General features: G+C 69.5%; 10 protein-coding genes and 1 pseudogene. 8 read left to right on the top strand and 3 right to left on the bottom strand.

Annotated elements, in window-relative coordinates; genetic code table 11:
• Positions 1 to 1059 carry an alpha/beta fold hydrolase gene (locus JYJ93_RS11830; protein ID WP_206789763.1) on the bottom strand — a complete coding sequence of 353 codons (1059 nt, stop codon included), beginning with the start codon at positions 1057 to 1059 and terminating at the stop codon, positions 1 to 3.
• Positions 1060 to 1302: 243 nt separating this feature from the next.
• Here JYJ93_RS11830 and JYJ93_RS11825 point away from each other — a divergent pair, with 243 nt between their 5' ends.
• The 4 genes and pseudogenes from JYJ93_RS11825 to JYJ93_RS11810 form a co-directional block, all read left to right on the top strand.
• Positions 1303 to 2673 carry an MEDS domain-containing protein gene (locus tag JYJ93_RS11825; protein ID WP_206789755.1) on the top strand — a complete coding sequence of 457 codons (1371 nt, stop codon included), beginning with the start codon at positions 1303 to 1305 and terminating at the stop codon, positions 2671 to 2673.
• Positions 2674 to 2810: 137 nt separating this feature from the next.
• Positions 2811 to 5504, top strand: coding sequence for an alanine--tRNA ligase (gene alaS, locus JYJ93_RS11820; RefSeq protein WP_206789745.1), 2694 nt, complete (start codon positions 2811 to 2813; stop codon positions 5502 to 5504).
• Entirely contained in the window at positions 5501 to 6166 is a 666-nt protein-coding gene (locus JYJ93_RS11815) for a hypothetical protein (RefSeq protein ID WP_206789743.1), read from the top strand. The genes alaS and JYJ93_RS11815 overlap by 4 nt, the downstream gene beginning before the upstream one ends.
• Positions 6163 to 6450 (top strand): annotated as a pseudogene (locus tag JYJ93_RS11810) (TIGR02266 family protein); the annotation flags it as partial. The gene JYJ93_RS11815 and the pseudogene JYJ93_RS11810, both read left to right, overlap by 4 nt.
• Before the next feature lie 1223 nt (positions 6451 to 7673).
• Here JYJ93_RS11810 and JYJ93_RS39970 read toward each other — a convergent pair.
• On the bottom strand, positions 7674 to 9689 hold the full coding sequence (locus tag JYJ93_RS39970; RefSeq protein WP_242544965.1) for a hypothetical protein: 2016 nt from the start codon (positions 9687 to 9689) through the stop codon (positions 7674 to 7676).
• A gap of 118 nt (positions 9690 to 9807) precedes the next feature.
• Here JYJ93_RS39970 and JYJ93_RS39965 point away from each other — a divergent pair, with 118 nt between their 5' ends.
• Together JYJ93_RS39965 and JYJ93_RS11800 are read left to right on the top strand one after the other, a co-directional pair.
• The gene (locus JYJ93_RS39965; RefSeq protein ID WP_269013142.1) at positions 9808 to 11409 is read left to right on the top strand and encodes an Hsp70 family protein; all 1602 of its coding nucleotides are present in this window, start codon (positions 9808 to 9810) and stop codon (positions 11407 to 11409) included.
• 105 nt (positions 11410 to 11514) lie between these two features.
• Positions 11515 to 12138, top strand: coding sequence for an outer membrane beta-barrel protein (locus tag JYJ93_RS11800; RefSeq protein ID WP_206789742.1), 624 nt, complete (start codon positions 11515 to 11517; stop codon positions 12136 to 12138).
• Positions 12139 to 12187: 49 nt separating this feature from the next.
• Here the strand turns inward: JYJ93_RS11800 and JYJ93_RS11795 are convergent, their stop codons facing one another.
• Positions 12188 to 13537, bottom strand: coding sequence for a glutamate-cysteine ligase family protein (locus JYJ93_RS11795; RefSeq protein ID WP_206789740.1), 1350 nt, complete (start codon positions 13535 to 13537; stop codon positions 12188 to 12190).
• Between the two features lie 59 nt (positions 13538 to 13596).
• On the opposite strand from JYJ93_RS11795, the gene JYJ93_RS11790 reads away from it, so the two are divergent.
• Positions 13597 to 14406, top strand: a complete 810-nt coding sequence (locus tag JYJ93_RS11790) for an EI24 domain-containing protein (protein WP_206789738.1) — start codon at positions 13597 to 13599, stop codon at positions 14404 to 14406.
• Positions 14407 to 14623: 217 nt separating this feature from the next.
• Positions 14624 to 17869: an MXAN_5808 family serine peptidase gene (locus tag JYJ93_RS11785; RefSeq protein ID WP_206789728.1), complete on the top strand. Its 3246-nt coding sequence runs from the start codon at positions 14624 to 14626 to the stop codon at positions 17867 to 17869.
• Positions 17870 to 17938: the final 69 nt, after the last annotated feature.

Raw genomic sequence — 17938 nt, 5'->3', positions numbered from 1 at the left:
TCACTCGCCCTTGGGCATCTTCAGCGCCATCGCGACCAGCGAGAGGGTCAGGTCCTCGGGCTGGTAGGGCTTGAAGGGGTTGAGCGTCGTTCCGGTCGAGTCCAGGTGATCCAGGCCGGACAGGGTCACGGACTTGGAGCCGGGGATGAACGCGTCCTGCGGGAGCACCAGGCCGTCGGACTTCACGCCGTAGCGCTGCTGCATGTACTCCTCCATGAGGAAGAGCGGCGACGTGGGGTTCGCGGTGGTGGAGGCCATGGACACGGTGGGGATGCCCGGCGGCATCGGGTGCTTGGCCAGGAACTCCTTGCGCGCGTCGTACGTCAGGTCCTCACCGGCCTGGATGCTGCCACCGAGCGCCTCGACCGCGCCGCCCACGCCGTAGCGCACGAGCGGGTTGTCCAGCAGGTCCTGCGCCATGGGCGAGCCGCCGTAGGGCGACTGGATGGTGACCAGCGCGCGAACGTGCTCCTGGAGCTCCGGGTACATGGACAGCGCCGCCGCGGAGTCCAGGCCGCCCTTGCTGTGGCCGATGAGCACCACCTGCTTGCCGTTCTTGGAGGCCTCGAGCACGGCCTGACGGACGATGGCGGCGTTGTGCTCCACGCCCATGTCCGTGTCCACGGGCACGCGGCCGACCTGGAGGCCCTGCGCTTCGAGCGCGTCCAGGTTCTTGTCGAAGTAGAGCTGCTTGGGCGCGGCCTCGGAGAGCAGCCCGCCCACCGCCAGGAACACGCAGTCCTTGGCCTCGGGGGGCATCACGTTCTGGCCCGCGCGCACGGCCTGGTTGAGCTTCATGAACTCCGCGGTGGAGTCCTTCGCCGGCGGATACGCCTTCTGGATCCAGCCGATCTTGTCCGCCTCGCCCTTGCCGGGCCAGGGGATGGGAAGGCGCAGGGCATTGGCCTGCTGCAACCCCGCCGGAGCACCCGAAGTGAAGCTGTCGCCCTTCACGATGGCGTTGAAGCCCTGCGCGCCCTTGGCCCGGGCAGGAGACTCCGGAGCGACCCGCGTCTGCGTGGACGGCGTGAGGCTGGAAGGACGCGTGACCTGGACCATGAGGGGACCTCGGAAGGGGGAGCCGAGTTGAGCAGCAGGGAGGCTTGCCTACATTGTCGGTCAATGGCGCCGGGAGTTGCGTGCCCGTTCCAAGTCCGTGAGAAGCCAAGACTCTGGGCGCGTGGCGCGGTGCGGCGCCCGCATGACGCGGGATGAGCGGCGTCCTCGCAGGCATGCGTTCAGCGCTGAACGGCTTCAGGCCGCCACGGTGTTGTTGTGTCCCCATCAAAGGTACCAAGCCCCATGAACCTCCCCCTGCGTCCGAGTGGCATTCCCGCGGTGGGGGACCTGCCCTGGGGCTCCCACTTCTGTCAGTTCTACGGCGACCGGGATGACCTCGTGGACTCGCTGGTCCCCTATTTCAAGGCGGGCCTGGAGAACAACGAGCACTGCCTGTGGGTCACCTCCGAGCCGTTCGGCGCTTCGGATGCCCGGACGATGCTGCGCGACGCCGTGCCCGACCTGGAGCAGCGCATGGCCCGGGGGCAGATCGAGATCATCGACCATCGCGACTGGTACATGCAGGCCGGGAGCAAGAGCGCCGACGAGGTGCTCCAGGGCTGGGTGGACCGGCACGGACGGGCGCTTTCGCAGGGATACGCGGGGCTGCGCCTGACGGGGAACACCTACTGGCTGGAGCGCCAGGACTGGTCCGGCTTCGTCGATTACGAAGCCCGCGTCACCGACACCTTCAAGAGTCACAACATCATCGGGATGTGCAGCTACTGCCTGGACCGGTGCGTCCCGATGGACGTGCTCGACGTGGTCCGCAACCACCAGTTCGCGCTCATCCGGCAGGCCGGCGAATGGGGGCTCATCGAGAGCGCGTCGATGAAGAGCGCGAAGGCGGAGCTGCACAAGCTCAACGCCGAGCTCGAGCAGCGCGTGCGGGAGCGGACGGCGGAGCTCCAGCTCGCGCTCCAGATGCGCGAGGAGTTCCTCTCCGTCGCGTCGCATGAGCTGAAGACGCCCATCACCTCGCTCCAGCTCTACATGGAGAACCTGCTTCGGGCCAACCAGCGAGGCTCCCTGACGCCCGACAAGGCGACACCCAAGCTCCTCAAGGCCCAGGAGCAGTGCCGGCGCCTGGAGAACCTCATCAACAAGATGCTCGACGTCTCGCGGGCCTCCGCATCGGAGGAGCCGCTGCCCATCGAGCCCGAGGAGGTGGACCTCGCGGAGGTGGCGAGGAGCGTGGGCGAGGTCTTCGTCGAAGGGCTCCAGCGCGCCGGCTGTGAGCTGCGCCTGCGGGCGGACCACCCGGCTGTCGGCCACTGGGACCGGATGCGCCTGGAGCAGGTGGTGACGAACCTGCTGTCCAACGCCATCAAGTACGCGCCGGGAGCCCCCGTGGAGCTGGCGGTGCACGCCAGCGGAGACCGCGCGACGCTGGTGGTCCGCGACGGCGGGTCCGGCATCCCCGAGGAAGCCCAGCAGCGCGTCTTCGAGCGGTTCGTCCAGCTCTCCCCCAAGTCCCACGCCGGGGGTTTCGGGCTGGGGCTGTGGATTGTCCGCAGCATCGTGGACTCACACGGCGGAAGCATCCACCTGGCGAGCAGGCCGGGCGAGGGAACGACCTTCACGGTCGAGCTTCCGTCCCGGCGGAGCGCCTAGGCCGCCAGGCCACCCACAGGGGCCCTGGCCGCTCCCCTGCCCTCCTGTCGTCAGCCTTGCCTACATGGGTCGTCCCCAGGGGGATGACCCGTCCAGGAACTGCTGCGCCCGGCCCTCTTGTGGCATATACCCACACCATGCCTTCCGCCCTCACCGCCTCCCAGATCCGCGAGGCGTTCCTCCAGTTCTTCGAGGAGCGCGCCCACCGCCGTGTGGCCTCCTCTTCGCTGGTGCCCGTTGGCGACCAGACCCTGCTGTTCACCAACGCCGGCATGGTCCAGTTCAAGGACGTCTTCACCGGCCGCGAGCAGCGGGACTACCGCCGCGCCACCACCTCGCAGAAGTGCGTGCGCGCCGGCGGCAAGCACAACGACCTCGACAACGTGGGCTACACCGCGCGCCACCACACGTTCTTCGAGATGCTCGGCAACTTCTCCTTCGGCGACTACTTCAAGGCCGACGCCATCGCGTTCGCCTGGGAGTTCGTGACGAAGCGCCTGGGCCTGGCCATCGACCGGCTCGCCGTCACCGTGTTCAACGGCGAGAACAACATCCCCTGGGACGAAGAGGCCTTCGAGCTGTGGGCGAAGCAGGGCGTGTCTCGCGACCGCATCCTGAAGCTCGGCTACAAGGACAACTTCTGGGCCATGGGCGACACCGGCCCGTGCGGCCCCTGCTCCGAAATCCACTACCACCAGGGCGACGACATCCCCTGTGTGGAAGAGGCCGCGGGCCGTAAGTGCCAGGGCGTCGCGTGTGATTGCGACCGGTGGCTCGAAATCTGGAACCTCGTGTTCATGCAGTTCGAGCGCAAGGAGAAGGACGCCCCGCTCATCCCGCTGCCCAAGCCGTCCATCGACACCGGCGCCGGCCTGGAGCGCATCGCGTCCGTCGTCCAGGGCAAGCGCTCCAACTACGACACCGACCTCTTCCAGGGCATCCTCGCCACCGTCAGCCAACTGTGCGGCAAGCCCTACACGCAGGAGACCGGTGCGTCCCAGCGCGTCGTCGCCGACCACGCCCGCGCCACCGCGTTCCTCGTGGCCGACGGCGTCCAGCCCTCCAACGTGGCGCGCGGCTACGTCCTGCGCCGCATCATGCGCCGGGCCATCCGCCACGGTGATCAGCAGCTGGGCATCAAGGAGCCCTTCTTCTTCAAGGTCGTGGACCGCGTCATCGAGCTCATGGGCGACGCGTTCCCCGAGCTGCGCGATGGCCGCACCTTCATCCTCGAAGTCGCCAAGCACGAGGAGGAGGGCTTCCGCCGCACGCTCGACCGCGGCCTCAAGCTGATGGACGAGGAGCTCTCCAAGCTCCAGGCCTCCGGCGGCAAGATGATCTCCGGCGAGGTCGTCTACCTGCTTCACGGCACCTACGGCTTCCCGTGGGACCTCACGCAGATCATCGCGCGCGAGCGCGGCTACGACGTGGACCTGGAGGGCTTCAAGCAGCTCCAGGAGAAGGAGGCCGCCAGCCAGGACTTCCACGGCGAGAAGAAGTCCACCACGGAGGTCTTCCAGACCGTCCTCTCGCGCACCGCCCCCACCCAGTTCCTGGGCTACGACGGCGAGGGCCACGAGGGCGAAGGCAGCGTCATCGCGCTCGTGCAGGACGGCGTGGAGGTGCCGCAGGTCTCCGCGGGCGCCACGGTGGACGTGGTGCTGGACCGCACGCCCTTCTATGGCGAGTCCGGTGGCCAGTTGGGCGACACGGGCCGCATCGTCGCGCACGGCGGCAAGACCGTGGCGCAGGTGAAGGACGCTCAGCGCCCGGTACAGGGGCTCATCGTCCACACCGTGGAGGTGAAGGAAGGCACGCTGAAGGTCGGCGACATGGTGCAGACGTCCGTGGACGTGGAGCGCCGCAAGTCCATCCGCGCGAACCACTCCGCCACGCACCTGCTCCACAAGGCGCTCAAGCGCGTGCTCGGCGAGCACGTGAAGCAGGCGGGCTCCGTCGTCGCGCCGGACTTCCTGCGCTTCGACTTCTCGCACTTCTCCCCCGCCACCCAGGAGCAACTGGAGCAGGTGGAGGACCTGGTGAACACCTGGGTGCGCGACAACGCGGATGCCCAGACGCGCGTCATGAACATCGACGACGCGAAGAAGTCCGGCGCGGTCGCCATGTTCGGCGAGAAGTACGGCGAGACCGTGCGCGTCGTCACCGTGCACCCGGAGTCCACGGAGCTCTGCGGCGGCACGCACGTGAAGCGCAGCGGCGACATCGGCCTGTTCAAGGTGACGAGCGAGAGCGGCGTCGCGTCCGGTGTGCGGCGCATCGTGGCCGTGACGGGCGTGGGCGCGCTCCAGTTCGTGCGCGAGCAGGAGCACGAGCTCAAGAAGGTCGCGGCGCTGTTGCGCACGAACCCCAAGGAGGTCGCCACCCGCGTGGAGGCCACCCAGAAGCGCGTGAAGGAGCTGGAGCGCAAGGTGGAGGAGGTCTCGGTGAAGGCCCAGTCGGCCTCGCAGAAGGACCTCATGGACCAGGCGCGCGAGGTCAACGGCATGAAGGTGCTGGCCACGCGCGTGGACCCCGCGGACGACAAGGTGTTCCGCGGCATGGCGGATCAGCTGCGCGACCGCATCGGCTCCGGCATCATCGCCATTGGCGGTGAGAAGGACGGCCGCGCCGTCATCCTGGTGGCGGCCACGAAGGACCTCGTCGCCAAGGGCATCAGCGCGGGCAACCTGGTCCGCGAGATGGCCAAGGAAGTGGGCGGCAAGGGCGGCGGCAAGCCGGACATGGCGCAGGCCGGTGGCCCGGACGCGGACAAGCTGCCCGTGGCGCTCGAGAAGCTCTACGAACTGGTGAAGGGCGCGAGCCCGGCGTGAGTCCCCGCGCCTCATCCCGCACCCTGGCGTTCCTGACGGCGGCCCTCCTCGTGGGGGGCTGCACGAAGGAGGCCTCCACGTCCGAAGAGGGCCAGGAAGCCGACGCGCGCACGCTCCAGAAGCTGCGCGCGGAGGCGGACCGGGTGAAGCAGGGCGGCGCCGTGGCCACGCGTCCACAGCCGCCCCAGCGCGAGCCGGAGGAGTCCAAGCTGGCGGGCCTGGCCGCGGGAATGGGCGACAGCGGCCCGCGCAAGCTGCGGCTGCCCGAGCGCAACGACACCGTGCACGTGGACACGGTGGCGATGAAGGTGACGGGGCTGGAGGCGTCGCACTCGGTGAAGGGCTCCGGCAAGGCGGGGCTGAGCCTCACGACGGAGGACCTGTTCCTGCGCGTGGAGCTCATCACCCAGAACGTGGGCGGGATGCCCGCGCCGCTGTCGCTGGAGGGCGTGAGCATCACGGACGCGAAGGGGCAGACGTATCCGCTGGCGCGTGACGCGCAGGCGGTGGCCGGCACGAAGCCCCTGCCCACCACGTGGGAGCCCTCGCAGCGCGCGGAAGTGGCGCTGCTGTTCGAGGTGCCGCCAGACGCCGTGCAAGACGATGGGCTGGCGCTCGTGGTGCAGGGCTCCGGCGGGGACGTGCGGATCCCCTTGCGATGACCGGGCCGGCCCCCAAGCTCCTCCCCCTGCGCATCCGACTCCCGTACACGGGGGAGGAGGAGTTCATCGAGCGGTATGGCTCGAACGTGGGGCGCGGTGGAGTGTTCGTGGCCACGCGAGCGCTCAAGCCTGAAGGGACGGGGCTGGCGTTCGAATTCGTCCTCGCGGACGGCACGCGGCTCTTGCGCGGCGAAGGCGTGGTGCTGAAGGCGGACGCGGGGAGCGCACGCACCGGGATGACGGTGCGCTTCACCAAGCTGGACGCGGCGAGCAAGGCGCTCATCGATCGCATCGTCGCGAAGCGGAGCGGGACGGAGGTGGCGCCGCCGGGGCTGGTGCGACGGACTCCGGCACGGCCCGCGGCAGGCAGCGAGGCGCCGGCACCGGTGGAGCCTCCGGCGAAGGTGGCGCAGGAGGAACCGAGGACGCGCGCCGCGCCGCCAAAGGCGTCCATGACGTTGCCGGCCGTGAAGCTGCCCGTCGCTGCCGAGCCGCCGCCGGACCTGGCGGAACCGGATGAGCCGGTGTCGCTGTTTCCGGAGCACGCGGCCGAAGAGGAAGAGGAGCTGGCCCCACTCCTGCCGCCGGTGGACTTCCCGAGGACGCCGCGGAAGCGTCCGGCCGGCCTCGATCCACAACGGGCAACCCAGGAGATGTTCACGGTCCAGCCGAGGACTCCCGCGTCCAGCGGAGTCCAGGCCGGGGAACGGACACCCGCGCTCTCTGGCACCTTCGCGGCAGTGAGGGCGCCGGAGCCTCCCGCGGCTCCACCGCAGGTCGAGGCGGCGCCGAACGCGCCGGCGGACTCAGCCGCCGCCGATGCAGCGCGTGTGGAAGCTTCGGCTTGGGAGACGCCCGCCAGGACCGAGAACATCCCCGCGGATGCCGCTGCATGGGATTCGCCCCCGAGCACTGCGGACGCACCGACTTGGGATGCGGCCGCCACGGGGGAGCACGCCAGCGCCGAAACCTCTGCATGGGATTCGGCTCACGTCCCGCCTGCGCCAGCGACCGATGACGGTCACGTGGAAGCGCAGTCCACGGTGTCTGATGGGGACGCCTCCGTTCCTGAGGCACGCGAAGACGAAGCGCATCCGCCGGAACCAGAGGCAACTGGCGCTCCTGACGCTGACGACGCCTCCGCGCACCACTTCACTCCCGCGTCAGTGGATGCGTTTGATCCGAACGCCGTGCTCGGGGCCGCGCACGCTCCCGAGCATTCCGGGTGGAGCACTGAATACGCAACGGAAGAGACTGGCGACACGGCCTCCGCGTTCGCGGGCACGACAGGCGAAGAGAAACCGGCAGCCGTATCCACCGAGACGCAGGCGGGCTCCGACCCGTCGTTCGACTTCGACGTCGACCTCAGCATGGAGCAGGAGGAGGCCCCCGCCCCCGCGGAGGCGATGCTCCCACCGGACGAGGGGCGCTCCTGGGCTCCCTCGGACTCCGACGCCGTCAGCGCCTACGAGCCGGTCCATCCGGAGGCGAGCAGTGACTGGACGGCTCAAGGCTCCGACACCGAGGGCCCCTCTTTCGCGGCAACGCTGCCTTCGGAGGAGCACGATGCTCGGGCTGTATCGGACTCCGCCGATACCGAAGCAGCGCTTCCACCCCCGGAGCAGTTCCCGACCGCTCCGGACTTCGAAGCCTCCGCGGGCTTGTCAGAGGAGCCCCTCCCTCCAGCCGAGACCTCCTCGGCGGTCACGGACTCCGACGCAGTAGAAGACTCTTCCCAGACGACATCGCAGCCCGTGGAGTTCCATGCGGCGGATGCTCCGACGGAAGCGACGCCGAGCCAACGGGAGACCGAGCGCCTTCGCGCATGGGGTATCGACCCGGACGCCCTTCCGCGCGCGCTCAGCACGGACCCGGAGGACGTGGATCCGTTCAGCGCGGCGCTTGAACAAGCTGTCGGGGGCACGGGCACCGACGAGCCGACCACGGAGCCCGAGCGCGACACGCAGGCCGTTACGACTTCAGCGGATGCGCCTACGGCGGGCGACCCCATCTCCGTGCCTCCAACGGAAGAGGAGGACGCATCGACGGTCGTCATGGTCGAACTGCCGACCGAGGATGCATGGACGGCGCTCGTCGGGTCCTCCGCATCCGAAGACACGACCCCGGCAGTGGCCGCGTCCGCGGAGGGCGCTTCGCCCGAACTCGAATCGGCCTCGGTCCAAGCGCCAGAGCACGATGAGGCACTCGCTTCGGTGCTGGCCGCGGAGTCCCGCGAAGAGACGCGGTCCGCATCGCCGGTAGCCCCCGCCACGGTGACACCCGAAGAGACTTTGGCTCCGACGGTGTCCACCCCGGCGGTCCTGGACGCCTCGAATGCGCTCGCTTCCGACACGAAGCCGCCCGTCGAGGAATCGACGCCCCTCCAGGTATCCACCGGCACCTCAGCGTCACCGGTCGCTTCGGGCGAAGTCACACAGCACACCGCGGCGGGTGCTCCCAGCAGCAATGAAGCTGCCGCACTGGACAGTGCGGCCGACGAGCAACTGTCGCGAGAGTCCGCCGCGGCGCGGACCTCACGCGTCGACGAAGCTTCCGGTGCGGATGGCTCGACTTCGGAACAGCCGCCTGCGCCGACCTCCGCTGAGCCACAGCTCGCCCTCGCCAGTACGCCTTCGCGGCAGGCATCCGCCACCGAGCAGCCGCTTGGTTCCAGCGAATCCACCGCGCCCGTCAGCGCGGCTTCGGAGCAACCGAGTCCTGAAGCATCGACCACCACAGAGTCTGCGCTACCCAGCGAAGCCACTACGCCCGTCAGCGCGGCGTCGGACCAGCCGAGTCTCCGAGCATCGATCACCACAGAGTCTGCGCTCCCAAGCGAATCCACCGCGGTGATCAACGCGGCTTCGGTACAGCCGCAGCCACACGCATCAGCCGCGACCGAGACTCCGCGTTCCAGCGAAGCAACCGGCCCCATCAACGCGGCTTCGGAACAACCGAGTCCGGAAGCATCGGCCACGACAGAGTCCCAACGCACCAGCGAAGCCGCCGCGCTCATCAGCGCAGCCGTGGGGCAAATATCGGCTGCGGCGGAGTCATCGCGCTCCACCGCGTCAATCAGCGCGGCGTCAGGACAGCCATCAACTGCCGCAGAGTCTCCGCGCACCAACGAATCCACCGCGCCCACCAGCTCGGCTTTGGAACAACCGTCTCCGCAAACATCGGCCGCGACAGACTCCTCACGCTCCAGCGAATCCACCGCGACGTGGGGACAACCGTCTCCGCAAGCGTCGGCCGCGACAGACTCCTCACGCGCCAGCGAGTCCACCAGCGCGACGTCGGGACAACTGCTTCCGCAAGCATCGGCCGCGACAGACCCCTCACGCTCCAGCGAATCCACCGCGCCCAGCAGCGCGACATCGGAACAACCGTCTCCGCAAGCATCGGCCGCGACAGACTCCTCACGCTCCAGCGAATCCACCGCGTCCACCGGCGCGACGTCGGGACAACCGCTTCCCCAAACATCCGCTGCGGCAGAGCCTCCGCGCTCCAGCGAAGCCAGCACGGCCGCGGCACAGCCGCCCCAGTCCCCGCGCACCGACGAAGCCGCGCCTCCACCTTCCGCTGACACACAGGTCACCGCGCGCAGCCGCCGCCGCACGTTCTTCGACCTGACTCCCGCCGTGCCCGTCACCGCGCCCGCGCCCGCGGAGGTCGTGCTCGGCATCGACGTGGGCACTTCGCACGCTCGCGTCGCCGCGTTCATCGACGGCGTCGCCACGCCCATCCCCCTCCCCGGCACGGACGGCGTGGGTCTTCCCTCCGTCATCGCGGTGAACAGCTCCGGAGAGGTCCTCGTCGGCACCGCCGCCCTCGTCGAAGCCGCCAGCGCTCCCCGCCGCGCCGCGACCGGCCTCAAGCGCCTGCTCGGCGTGCGCGCCCGCTCCCCCCACCTGCGCTGGCTCTCCCCGCAGCTCACCTTCCCCATCGCCACCGACCGGCAGGGAGACGCGGGCGTGGAGCTCGATGGCCGCCACGTGGCGCCCACCCTGCTCACCGCGATGCTGCTGCGCGAACTGCACCAGGCGGCCACCACACACCTGGGCCGCAAGGTGACGCGCGCCGTGCTCTGCGCGCCTTCGCACTTCACCGAACGCCAGCGCGCCGCCCTTCGCGAAGCCGCCACCATGGCCGGCCTGGACGTGCCCCGCGTGCTCACCAACAGCGCCGCCGCGGCGCTCGCCTACGCGTACGGCCGGGGCCTCGCCCGCAAGCGCGTCCTCGTCGTGGACCTGGGCGGCGGCGGCCTGGAGGTCTGCGTCGTGCAGGTCACCGGCGACGACCTGGAGGTCGTCACCACCGGCGGCGACCCCACCCTCGGCGGCATGGACTTCGACGGCCGCATCGCCGAGGCGCTCGTCAGCGACCTCGCGGAACAGGGCCACCCCCGCCCCGAGCACCTGCTCGACTGGGGCCCCCTGCGCACCCTCGCGGAGTCCACCAAGCAGACCCTCTCCACCCGGGACAGCGTGGACGTCACCCTGCCCACCGGCCCCGGGCCCAAGCTCGACCGCGAGCGCGTGGAGGCCCTCACCGCGGACCTCGCCCAGCGCGTCGTCTCCGTCACCCGCGAGGTGCTGGAGTCCAACGCCCTGTCCCCTCAAGGCCTGGACGCCGTGCTCCTCGTGGGAGGCCAGTCCCGCGCGCCGCTCGTGCGCCGCCGCCTGGAGGAGAGCCTGGGCGTGCCCGTGCGCGAAGACGACGTGGATGCACGCACCGCCGTGGTGCGCGGGGCCGCGCTGCTCGGTCACGCGCTCCTCTTGTCGGAGACCGGCAAGCCCGCCGCCAGCGTCTCGGAGGTCCTCACCTCCCCCATCGGCGTCGCCGAGGACGCCGGCACCTTCCGCCGCGTGCTGGAGCGCAACACCCGCCTGCCCACCGCGAAGACGCTCGTCATCCCCATCACCGTGCCCGGGCCGCTGGCGCTCGCCTTCTTCCAGGGCACCGCCGCCACCGCCACGGAGAACGAATGGCTCGGCGCCCTCACCCTTACCGTGGAGCGGCCCGGCGAGGTGGAGGTGCACCTGGCGCTGTCCACCGACGGGACGCTCGCCTTCAGCGCCACCCTGCCCGGCGCGAAGCGGCAGCCGGTGACGCTCGCGACGGAGGAGCTGGACGACGCCTCGCGCGATGCACTCATCGCCCGCTCGCCCTTCCACACCGAACCGGAAGCCCGGCCGAGCGGCCTGCTTTCCGGCTTGAAGAAGCTCTTCGGCCGGCGCTGAGGCCCTCGGCCTCCTGCCTCCGTCCCCCGGGCAGGTACGCTGTCAGGCCCTGTCGTCCCAGCTTCCATTCCAGGTCCCACACTTCAAAGCGGGAGGAACCTGGTCATGAGACGGACTTCGATGGTGGCAGGACTCGTGGTGGCCGGAACATGCGTGGCGGGGCCGGCCTTCGCGATGGACGCGAGCGAGGTGTCGCGCAAGCTCAGCTTCAGCGAACAGGACGCCACGGCCGGCCTGGACGTGGGCGTGGGCCTGGGTGGCTACACCGGCAAGCTGGGTGACGAGACGGGCGTGGGCGGGCTCTTCAACATCACCGCCAACGCCCAGCCCTGGAAGTACATCGGCGTGGAGGTCGGCTACGAAGGCCAGAACATCCCCATCGACGATGCCCGCGTGCTCGGCGGCAATCACATCTTCCGCAACAACGGCACGTTCATGGGCAAGCTGGGGCCCGTCGTCGACCACAAGTGGCACCCCTTCGTGGGTCTGGGCGTGGGCCTGAGCTACCTGCACGCGTCCTCGGGCTCCAAGGACGTCTACAACAACGACTGGCAGACGGAGATGCCGCTGGCCGCGGGCATCGAGTACCGCCTGGGCCACCTGTCCGCCGGCGTGCGCGCCACCTACCGCTTTGTCGGTGGCGAGGAGCTGACCCAGATTCCCGGCACCGACGAGGACGCCAAGGGCAGCCTCTTCAACGGCAACCTCACCGTGGGCGGCCGCTTCTAGCCACCACCGCGTCCGCGGGACTCAACGCCCCCGCGGACGCGTCACGGCCTCACAGCTCGAAGCGCGTCATCAGCACTTCCGGACGCGGATCTTCTTTCCACGCGTCCAGCACCGCCTGCGCCGGAGACTGGCCCGAAGTCGCCACCGCCTCCAGCGGCGCGAGCAGCGGCGCGTCCTCGGGGTCCAACCGCTGCAACCCCCGCTTCGCGATGGCCACCATCTCCCTGGCCAGCTGGTGCAGCGCGTGCGGCCCCAGCTTCCCGGCCAGTCCCTCGCGGCGCGCGGTGTCGTGGAAGGCCAGGTGCTCCGTGAAGGTGAGCCGAGGCAGGAGCAGCTCCGCCTCCGCCAGCGCCTGCGCGTCATAAAGGATGCCGCGCCAGAGTGCCCCCAGGGCCCCCGTCATCGCCGCGCTGGCGCAGTCCGCGCCGCGCACCTCCAGCACCTTCTTGAGCCGCACCTCCGGGAAGAGCGTGGACAGGTGGTCCGTCCAGTCCCCCATGTCCGGCGGCTTGCCCTCGTAGCCCTCCTTCATCAACTGGCGGAAGGTGAGCTTCGGGTGGCGGTACTCGCCCTCGCGGCGCAGGAACAGGAGCGGCGCGTCCAGCGCCCAGTCCACATACGCCTGATAGGAGAACGAGCCGTCGAACCAGGACGGCAGGTAGCCGCAGCGCGTGGGGTCCACCTCTTCCCAGACGCGGCTGCGGAAGGACATGTACCCGGACGGCTTGCCCTCCACGAGCGGGCTGTTGGCGTACAGCGCCACCAGCAGCGGCGTCAGGCGCGCCACCACCACCGTCTTGCGCACACAGTCCGCCTCGTCCGCCCAGTCCAGCGACACCTGCCCGGTGGACGTCATCAGCATCATGTTCAGCGCCAGCCGGCCGCGCTCCGGCAGCGTGCGGCGCATCACCTGGTAGCGCGTCTTGGGCATCCAGGGCATCTCCACCCCACCCGCCCCGGGCGCGCCCACCGGCCGGTAGCCCAGCGCCACCAGCCGCAGCCCCAGGCTGGAGGCCGCCGCCTTCGTCTCCTTCAGGTGCTCCAGGTTCTCCTGGTGCGCCTCGCGCGCCGTGCGGAACGGGCTGCCGGACAATTCGAACTGCCCGCCCGGCTCCAGGGAGATGGCCGCCATCCCGCGCTGCAGGGCGATGACCGGCGACTGGGGCGTCTCCCGGAAGCGCTCGTAGCCTCCCGGGGCGATGCGCTCCAGGAGGGCGCCAATCCCGTGCGGTCCCTCGTAGGTCGGGGGTTGGGCGGACCCCACGGGGTAGATGAACTTCTCGTGCTCCAGCCCGAGCCGATGCTCGGTCCGGGGCTTCTCCGCCTTGCGAAGCTCATCCACCAGGGGGGCGGCGGAAGTGAGGGGCTCGGAGGCCACGCGCTTGAGGTCGAGGGACATGAGGGCGCCCTATATAACGGGGCCCGTTGGCCTTGCCCTCATTTGAGCACCCCGACCCCATGCGTCCTGCATCCCCCGTCCCCACCCTGTCTCCCCGGCCCCGTCTGTCGGATTTCCTCCAGGGCGTGGGGGTGCTCGGCCGGGCCTTCAAGCTCATCTTCCGCTCGCGCCGCCTCTTCCTGCTCTCCAGCCTGTGCGCCGTCCTCACCGCCATCACCCTGGTGGGACTGGCCGTCCTCCTCTACCGCTACGCCCCCGGGCTCCTGGCGTCCATGTGGACCCGGCCCGACTCCTGGTACGGGCAGGCCGCCTGGTACACCGCGCTGGTGCTGGGCGCGCTGGTCGCCTGGGTGGTGGGCGCCAACGTCGTGCCGCCCCTCTTGCTCACCCCGCTACAGGACCCGATGTCGGAGGCCACCGAGGCCGAGTGTGCGGGGGCGGACGCCGTGCTCTCCCCCGCATCCTTCCTGCGGGGCCTGACGACCGGGCTGTTGCACACGCTCGCCCGCATGGCGCTGCTCCTCCTGGGGCTGGCGGTGCTCCTGCCGCTGAACTTCGTCCCGGGCCTGGGCAGCGTGGCGTTCACCGTGCTGGCCAGCCTGTGGACCATGCTCTGGATGGCGGCGGAGCACCTGGCCACGCCCATGACGCGCCACCTGTACCCCTTCGCCGAGGTGCGCCGCATGCTGCGCGAGCGCCGGGCCCTCTGCCTGGGCTTCGGCGCGGGCGTCTACCTGCTCCTGTGGGTGCCCATCCTCAACACCCTCTTCCTCCCGGTGGCCATCGTCGGGGGCACCCTGCTCTACCGGGCCCTGAGGCAGGCCGGGGACCTGCCCCCGCCACCCGATGCCCGGGCGGACGCGAAATAAAGGGGGACGCCGGCTGTCCGTACGTCCGGGCCGATCGGGAACGCATTGCCTGCGGCAGACGTTCTCGGTCGCTAGTGACAAGGCCATGCCTTGAAGCACCAGGAAGCCGTGATTAGGCTTGCCCGGCCGCCGCCAGGTCCCTTGGCTCACGCTGAACCGTTCGGATTCACAGGGCTTTTCACGCATCACCCGGGGCGCCTCTCGCGCCCCAGCTGGGATGAACCGCATGCCGCGTATCTTCCGCCGCATCACCGCCGTCGCCGTTCTGTTGGGGGCCTGGGCATTCGCAGGCAGTGACCGTGCGCCCCTCCCGCTCACCGTGGGAGCGGCGGAGGCGGGGCAGGACTCCTGGGACGGCGCGCTGCCTTCCGCCAACAAGGGCGAGAAGGCTCCTCACGACCTCAACAGCCTCCGCGTCCTCACGAAGGTCATCCTCTACGTGAAGGAGAACTACGTCGACCCGAAGCGGGTGAAGCCCAAGGAGATGATGATCGCCTCCCTGGAGTACGTGGAGAAGAGCGTTCCGGACGTGCTCGTGGACGGCAACCCGGAGACGGGCAAGCTCAACGTCAACGTCAACGGCAAGCAGAAGGAGTTCGACATCTCCCACGTGGACTCCCTGTGGAAGATGTCCTTCGCGCTGAAGGACGTGTTCGACTTCCTGTCCAAGAACATGCGTCCCATCGAGGAGACGCGGGACATCGAGTACGCGGCCGTCAACGGCATGCTCTCCACGCTCGACCCCCACTCGGTGCTGCTGCGCCCGGAGCTGTACCGGGAGATGAAGCTGTCCACCAAGGGCGAGTTCGGCGGCCTGGGCTTCGTCATCCAGATGAAGGAGGGCAACCTCACCGTGGTGAAGGTGCTGCCCAAGACGCCCGCGTCGCGCGCCGGCATCCAGAAGGACGACCGCATCAAGAAGATTGGCGAGGAGTCCACCGTCAACATGGACCTCAACGAGGCCGTGTCCAAGCTGCGCGGTCCGGTGGACAGCCGCATCACCATCACCGTGGAGCGCGACGGCTGGGACAAGCCGCGCAACATGACGGTGGCGCGCGCCATGATTTCGATTGAGTCCGTGCAGCACAAGCTGCTCGCGGGCGGCGTGGGCTACGTGCGCCTGAAGAACTTCCAGGGCAACACCACGCGCGACCTGGAGGCCGCGCTGACGGACATCCGCAAGCAGGCGGACGCCAAGGGCGGCTTCAAGGGCCTGGTGCTCGACCTGCGCGGCAACCCGGGCGGCCTCCTGGAGCAGGCCATCCAGGTGTCGGACACGTTCCTGTCCAAGGGCACCATCGTCGCGACGGTGGGCTTCAGCGACAAGCTGCGCGAGGAGAAGCGCGCGCGCATGACGGACGGCGAGGAGAACTACCCCATCGCGGTGCTGGTGAACGCGGGCAGCGCCTCCGCGTCTGAAATCGTCGCGGGCGCGCTCAAGAACCTGGACCGCGCGGTCATCATCGGGCGCCAGACGTTCGGCAAGGGCAGCGTGCAGGTGCTCTACGACTTCCCGGACGACAGCGCGCTCAAGCTGACCATCGCCAAGTACCTCACCCCGGGTGACGTCTCCATCCAGGAAGTGGGCATCGTGCCGGACATCCAGCTGGTCCCCACGCGCGTCACCGCGGACCGGGTGGACGTGTTCGCGCCGCGCAAGTCCATGGGTGAAGCGGACCTGGATCAGCACTTCGGCAACCCGGAGTCCTCCACCGTCGCCAAGAAGCGCGAAGAGGTGCTGGACCGCGAGAAGCCGGGCACCAGCCTCAAGTACCTGAAGGTGGACGAGAAGGCCGCCCAGGCCGCCGCCAAGAAGGAAGAGCCCAAGGAGAAGGTCGCCGCCAAGCCCGGCGCCAAGGACAAGAAGGAGCACGGCCAGAATGATCCGCTCCTGGACGTGGACGTGGCCGGCCAGGGCGAGGACCTGGATGACCAGCTGGACGCGGAGTCCCAGGAGGAGATCAAGGAGGACTTCGAGGTCCAGTTCGCCCGCGACTTCGTCCTGAAGGTCCCGGCGGTGAAGCGCAACGAGCAGATCGCCAAGGGCAAGGCGTTCGTGGAGCAGAAGCGCAACGAGGAGGAGCAGCGCATCAACAACGCCATCGCCGCGCTCGGCCTGGACTGGAGCCCCGGTCCCACGCCCAAGAACGTGCAGCTGGACGCCAGCTTCTCCCCGGGCGCCGACGCGAAGATCGCCGCCGGCGAGCAGCTGGACATGGTCATCCACGTGGAGAACAAGGGCACCGAGCCGCTCAAGCGCGTGCGTGGCTGGACGGAGAGCGACAACGCGTTCCTCGACCGCCGCGAGTTCCTCTTCGGCGCCATCGCCCCGGGTGAGAAGAAGTCCTGGAAGGTGCAGGTGCGCCTGCCCAAGGACCTCACCAGCCGCCGCGACGACGTGAAGGTGAAGCTGTTCGACGACAACGGCGCGCTGCGCGACACCCTGGTGTCGGAGCTGTCCTTCGTGGAGCTGCCCCGCCCCACGTTCGCCTTCAACTGGCAGGTGGTGGATGACTGCGCCGAGTGCAACGGCGACGGCGTCGTGCAGCGCGGCGAGGACGTCACGGTGGTGATGGACGTCACCAACACGGGCGTGGGCCCGGCGCTGGACTCGTTCGCGCAGATCAAGAACGGCGGCGACGCGAACATCTTCATCGAGAAGGGCCGCTTCAAACTGGGGGAGATCAAGCCCGGTGAGACCAAGACGGCGCGCTTCCAGGTGTCCCTGAAGAAGGGCTTCAAGGGCGACACCTTCCCGCTGAAGCTGGCCATCCTGGATGAGCCCCTGGAGGAGTTCGTCCTGGAGAAGCTCCAGCTGCCCGTGAAGGACGGCCCCGTGGCCCCGCTGGAGGCGAAGAAGGGCCTGGTGAAGCTCAACGACAAGGCGGAGCTGTTCGCCTCGCCCACCGCGGACGCGCGTCCGGTGGCGAAGCTGCCGCAGGGCGCCACGCTGGCCCTGGAGGCCACCACCAAGGGCTTCTACAAGGTCGCGCTGGAGAAGGACCGCTTCGCCTTCGTGCGCACCCAGGACGCGAAGGAAGTGAAGAGCGGCAAGGCCCAGGCGCCCAAGACGGTGGCGTACACGACGACGCACCAGCCGCCGGACATCAAGCTGGACGTGGATCCGTCCCACGGCGGCGTGGTGGTGAACGGCGACAAGTTCACCCTCACCGGCGCGGTGAAGGACCCCAACGGCCTCCTGGACGTCTACGTGCTGGTCAACGACCAGAAGGTCTACTTCAAGGCCGTGGACCCCAAGGGCGGCGAGCCCCACACGCTGAAGTTCACCTCCGACTTCGCGCTCAAGGAGGGCAACAACAACGTGCTGGTGGTGGCTCGTGAGAGCACCGAGTTCGCCAGCCGCCGCACGCTGGTCATCCGCCGCCGTCCGGCGGAGGTGGCCCAGAAGGTGGCGACGCCCGCCGCCGCGGCCACCACGCCGGTGAAGCCGCGCCAGCAGTAATCCTCCTCCGGGGCCCGCCCCGGAGCGCCTGACCCACGGGCGGCTCGCTTCCAGCGGACGCTCCCCTCG

It is taken from the genome of Corallococcus sp. NCSPR001, assembly GCF_017309135.1.
Classification (GTDB): Bacteria; Myxococcota; Myxococcia; order Myxococcales; family Myxococcaceae; genus Corallococcus.
Note: the sequence above shows the minus strand (reverse complement) of the source record. Positions and strands in the feature narration are given on the sequence as shown.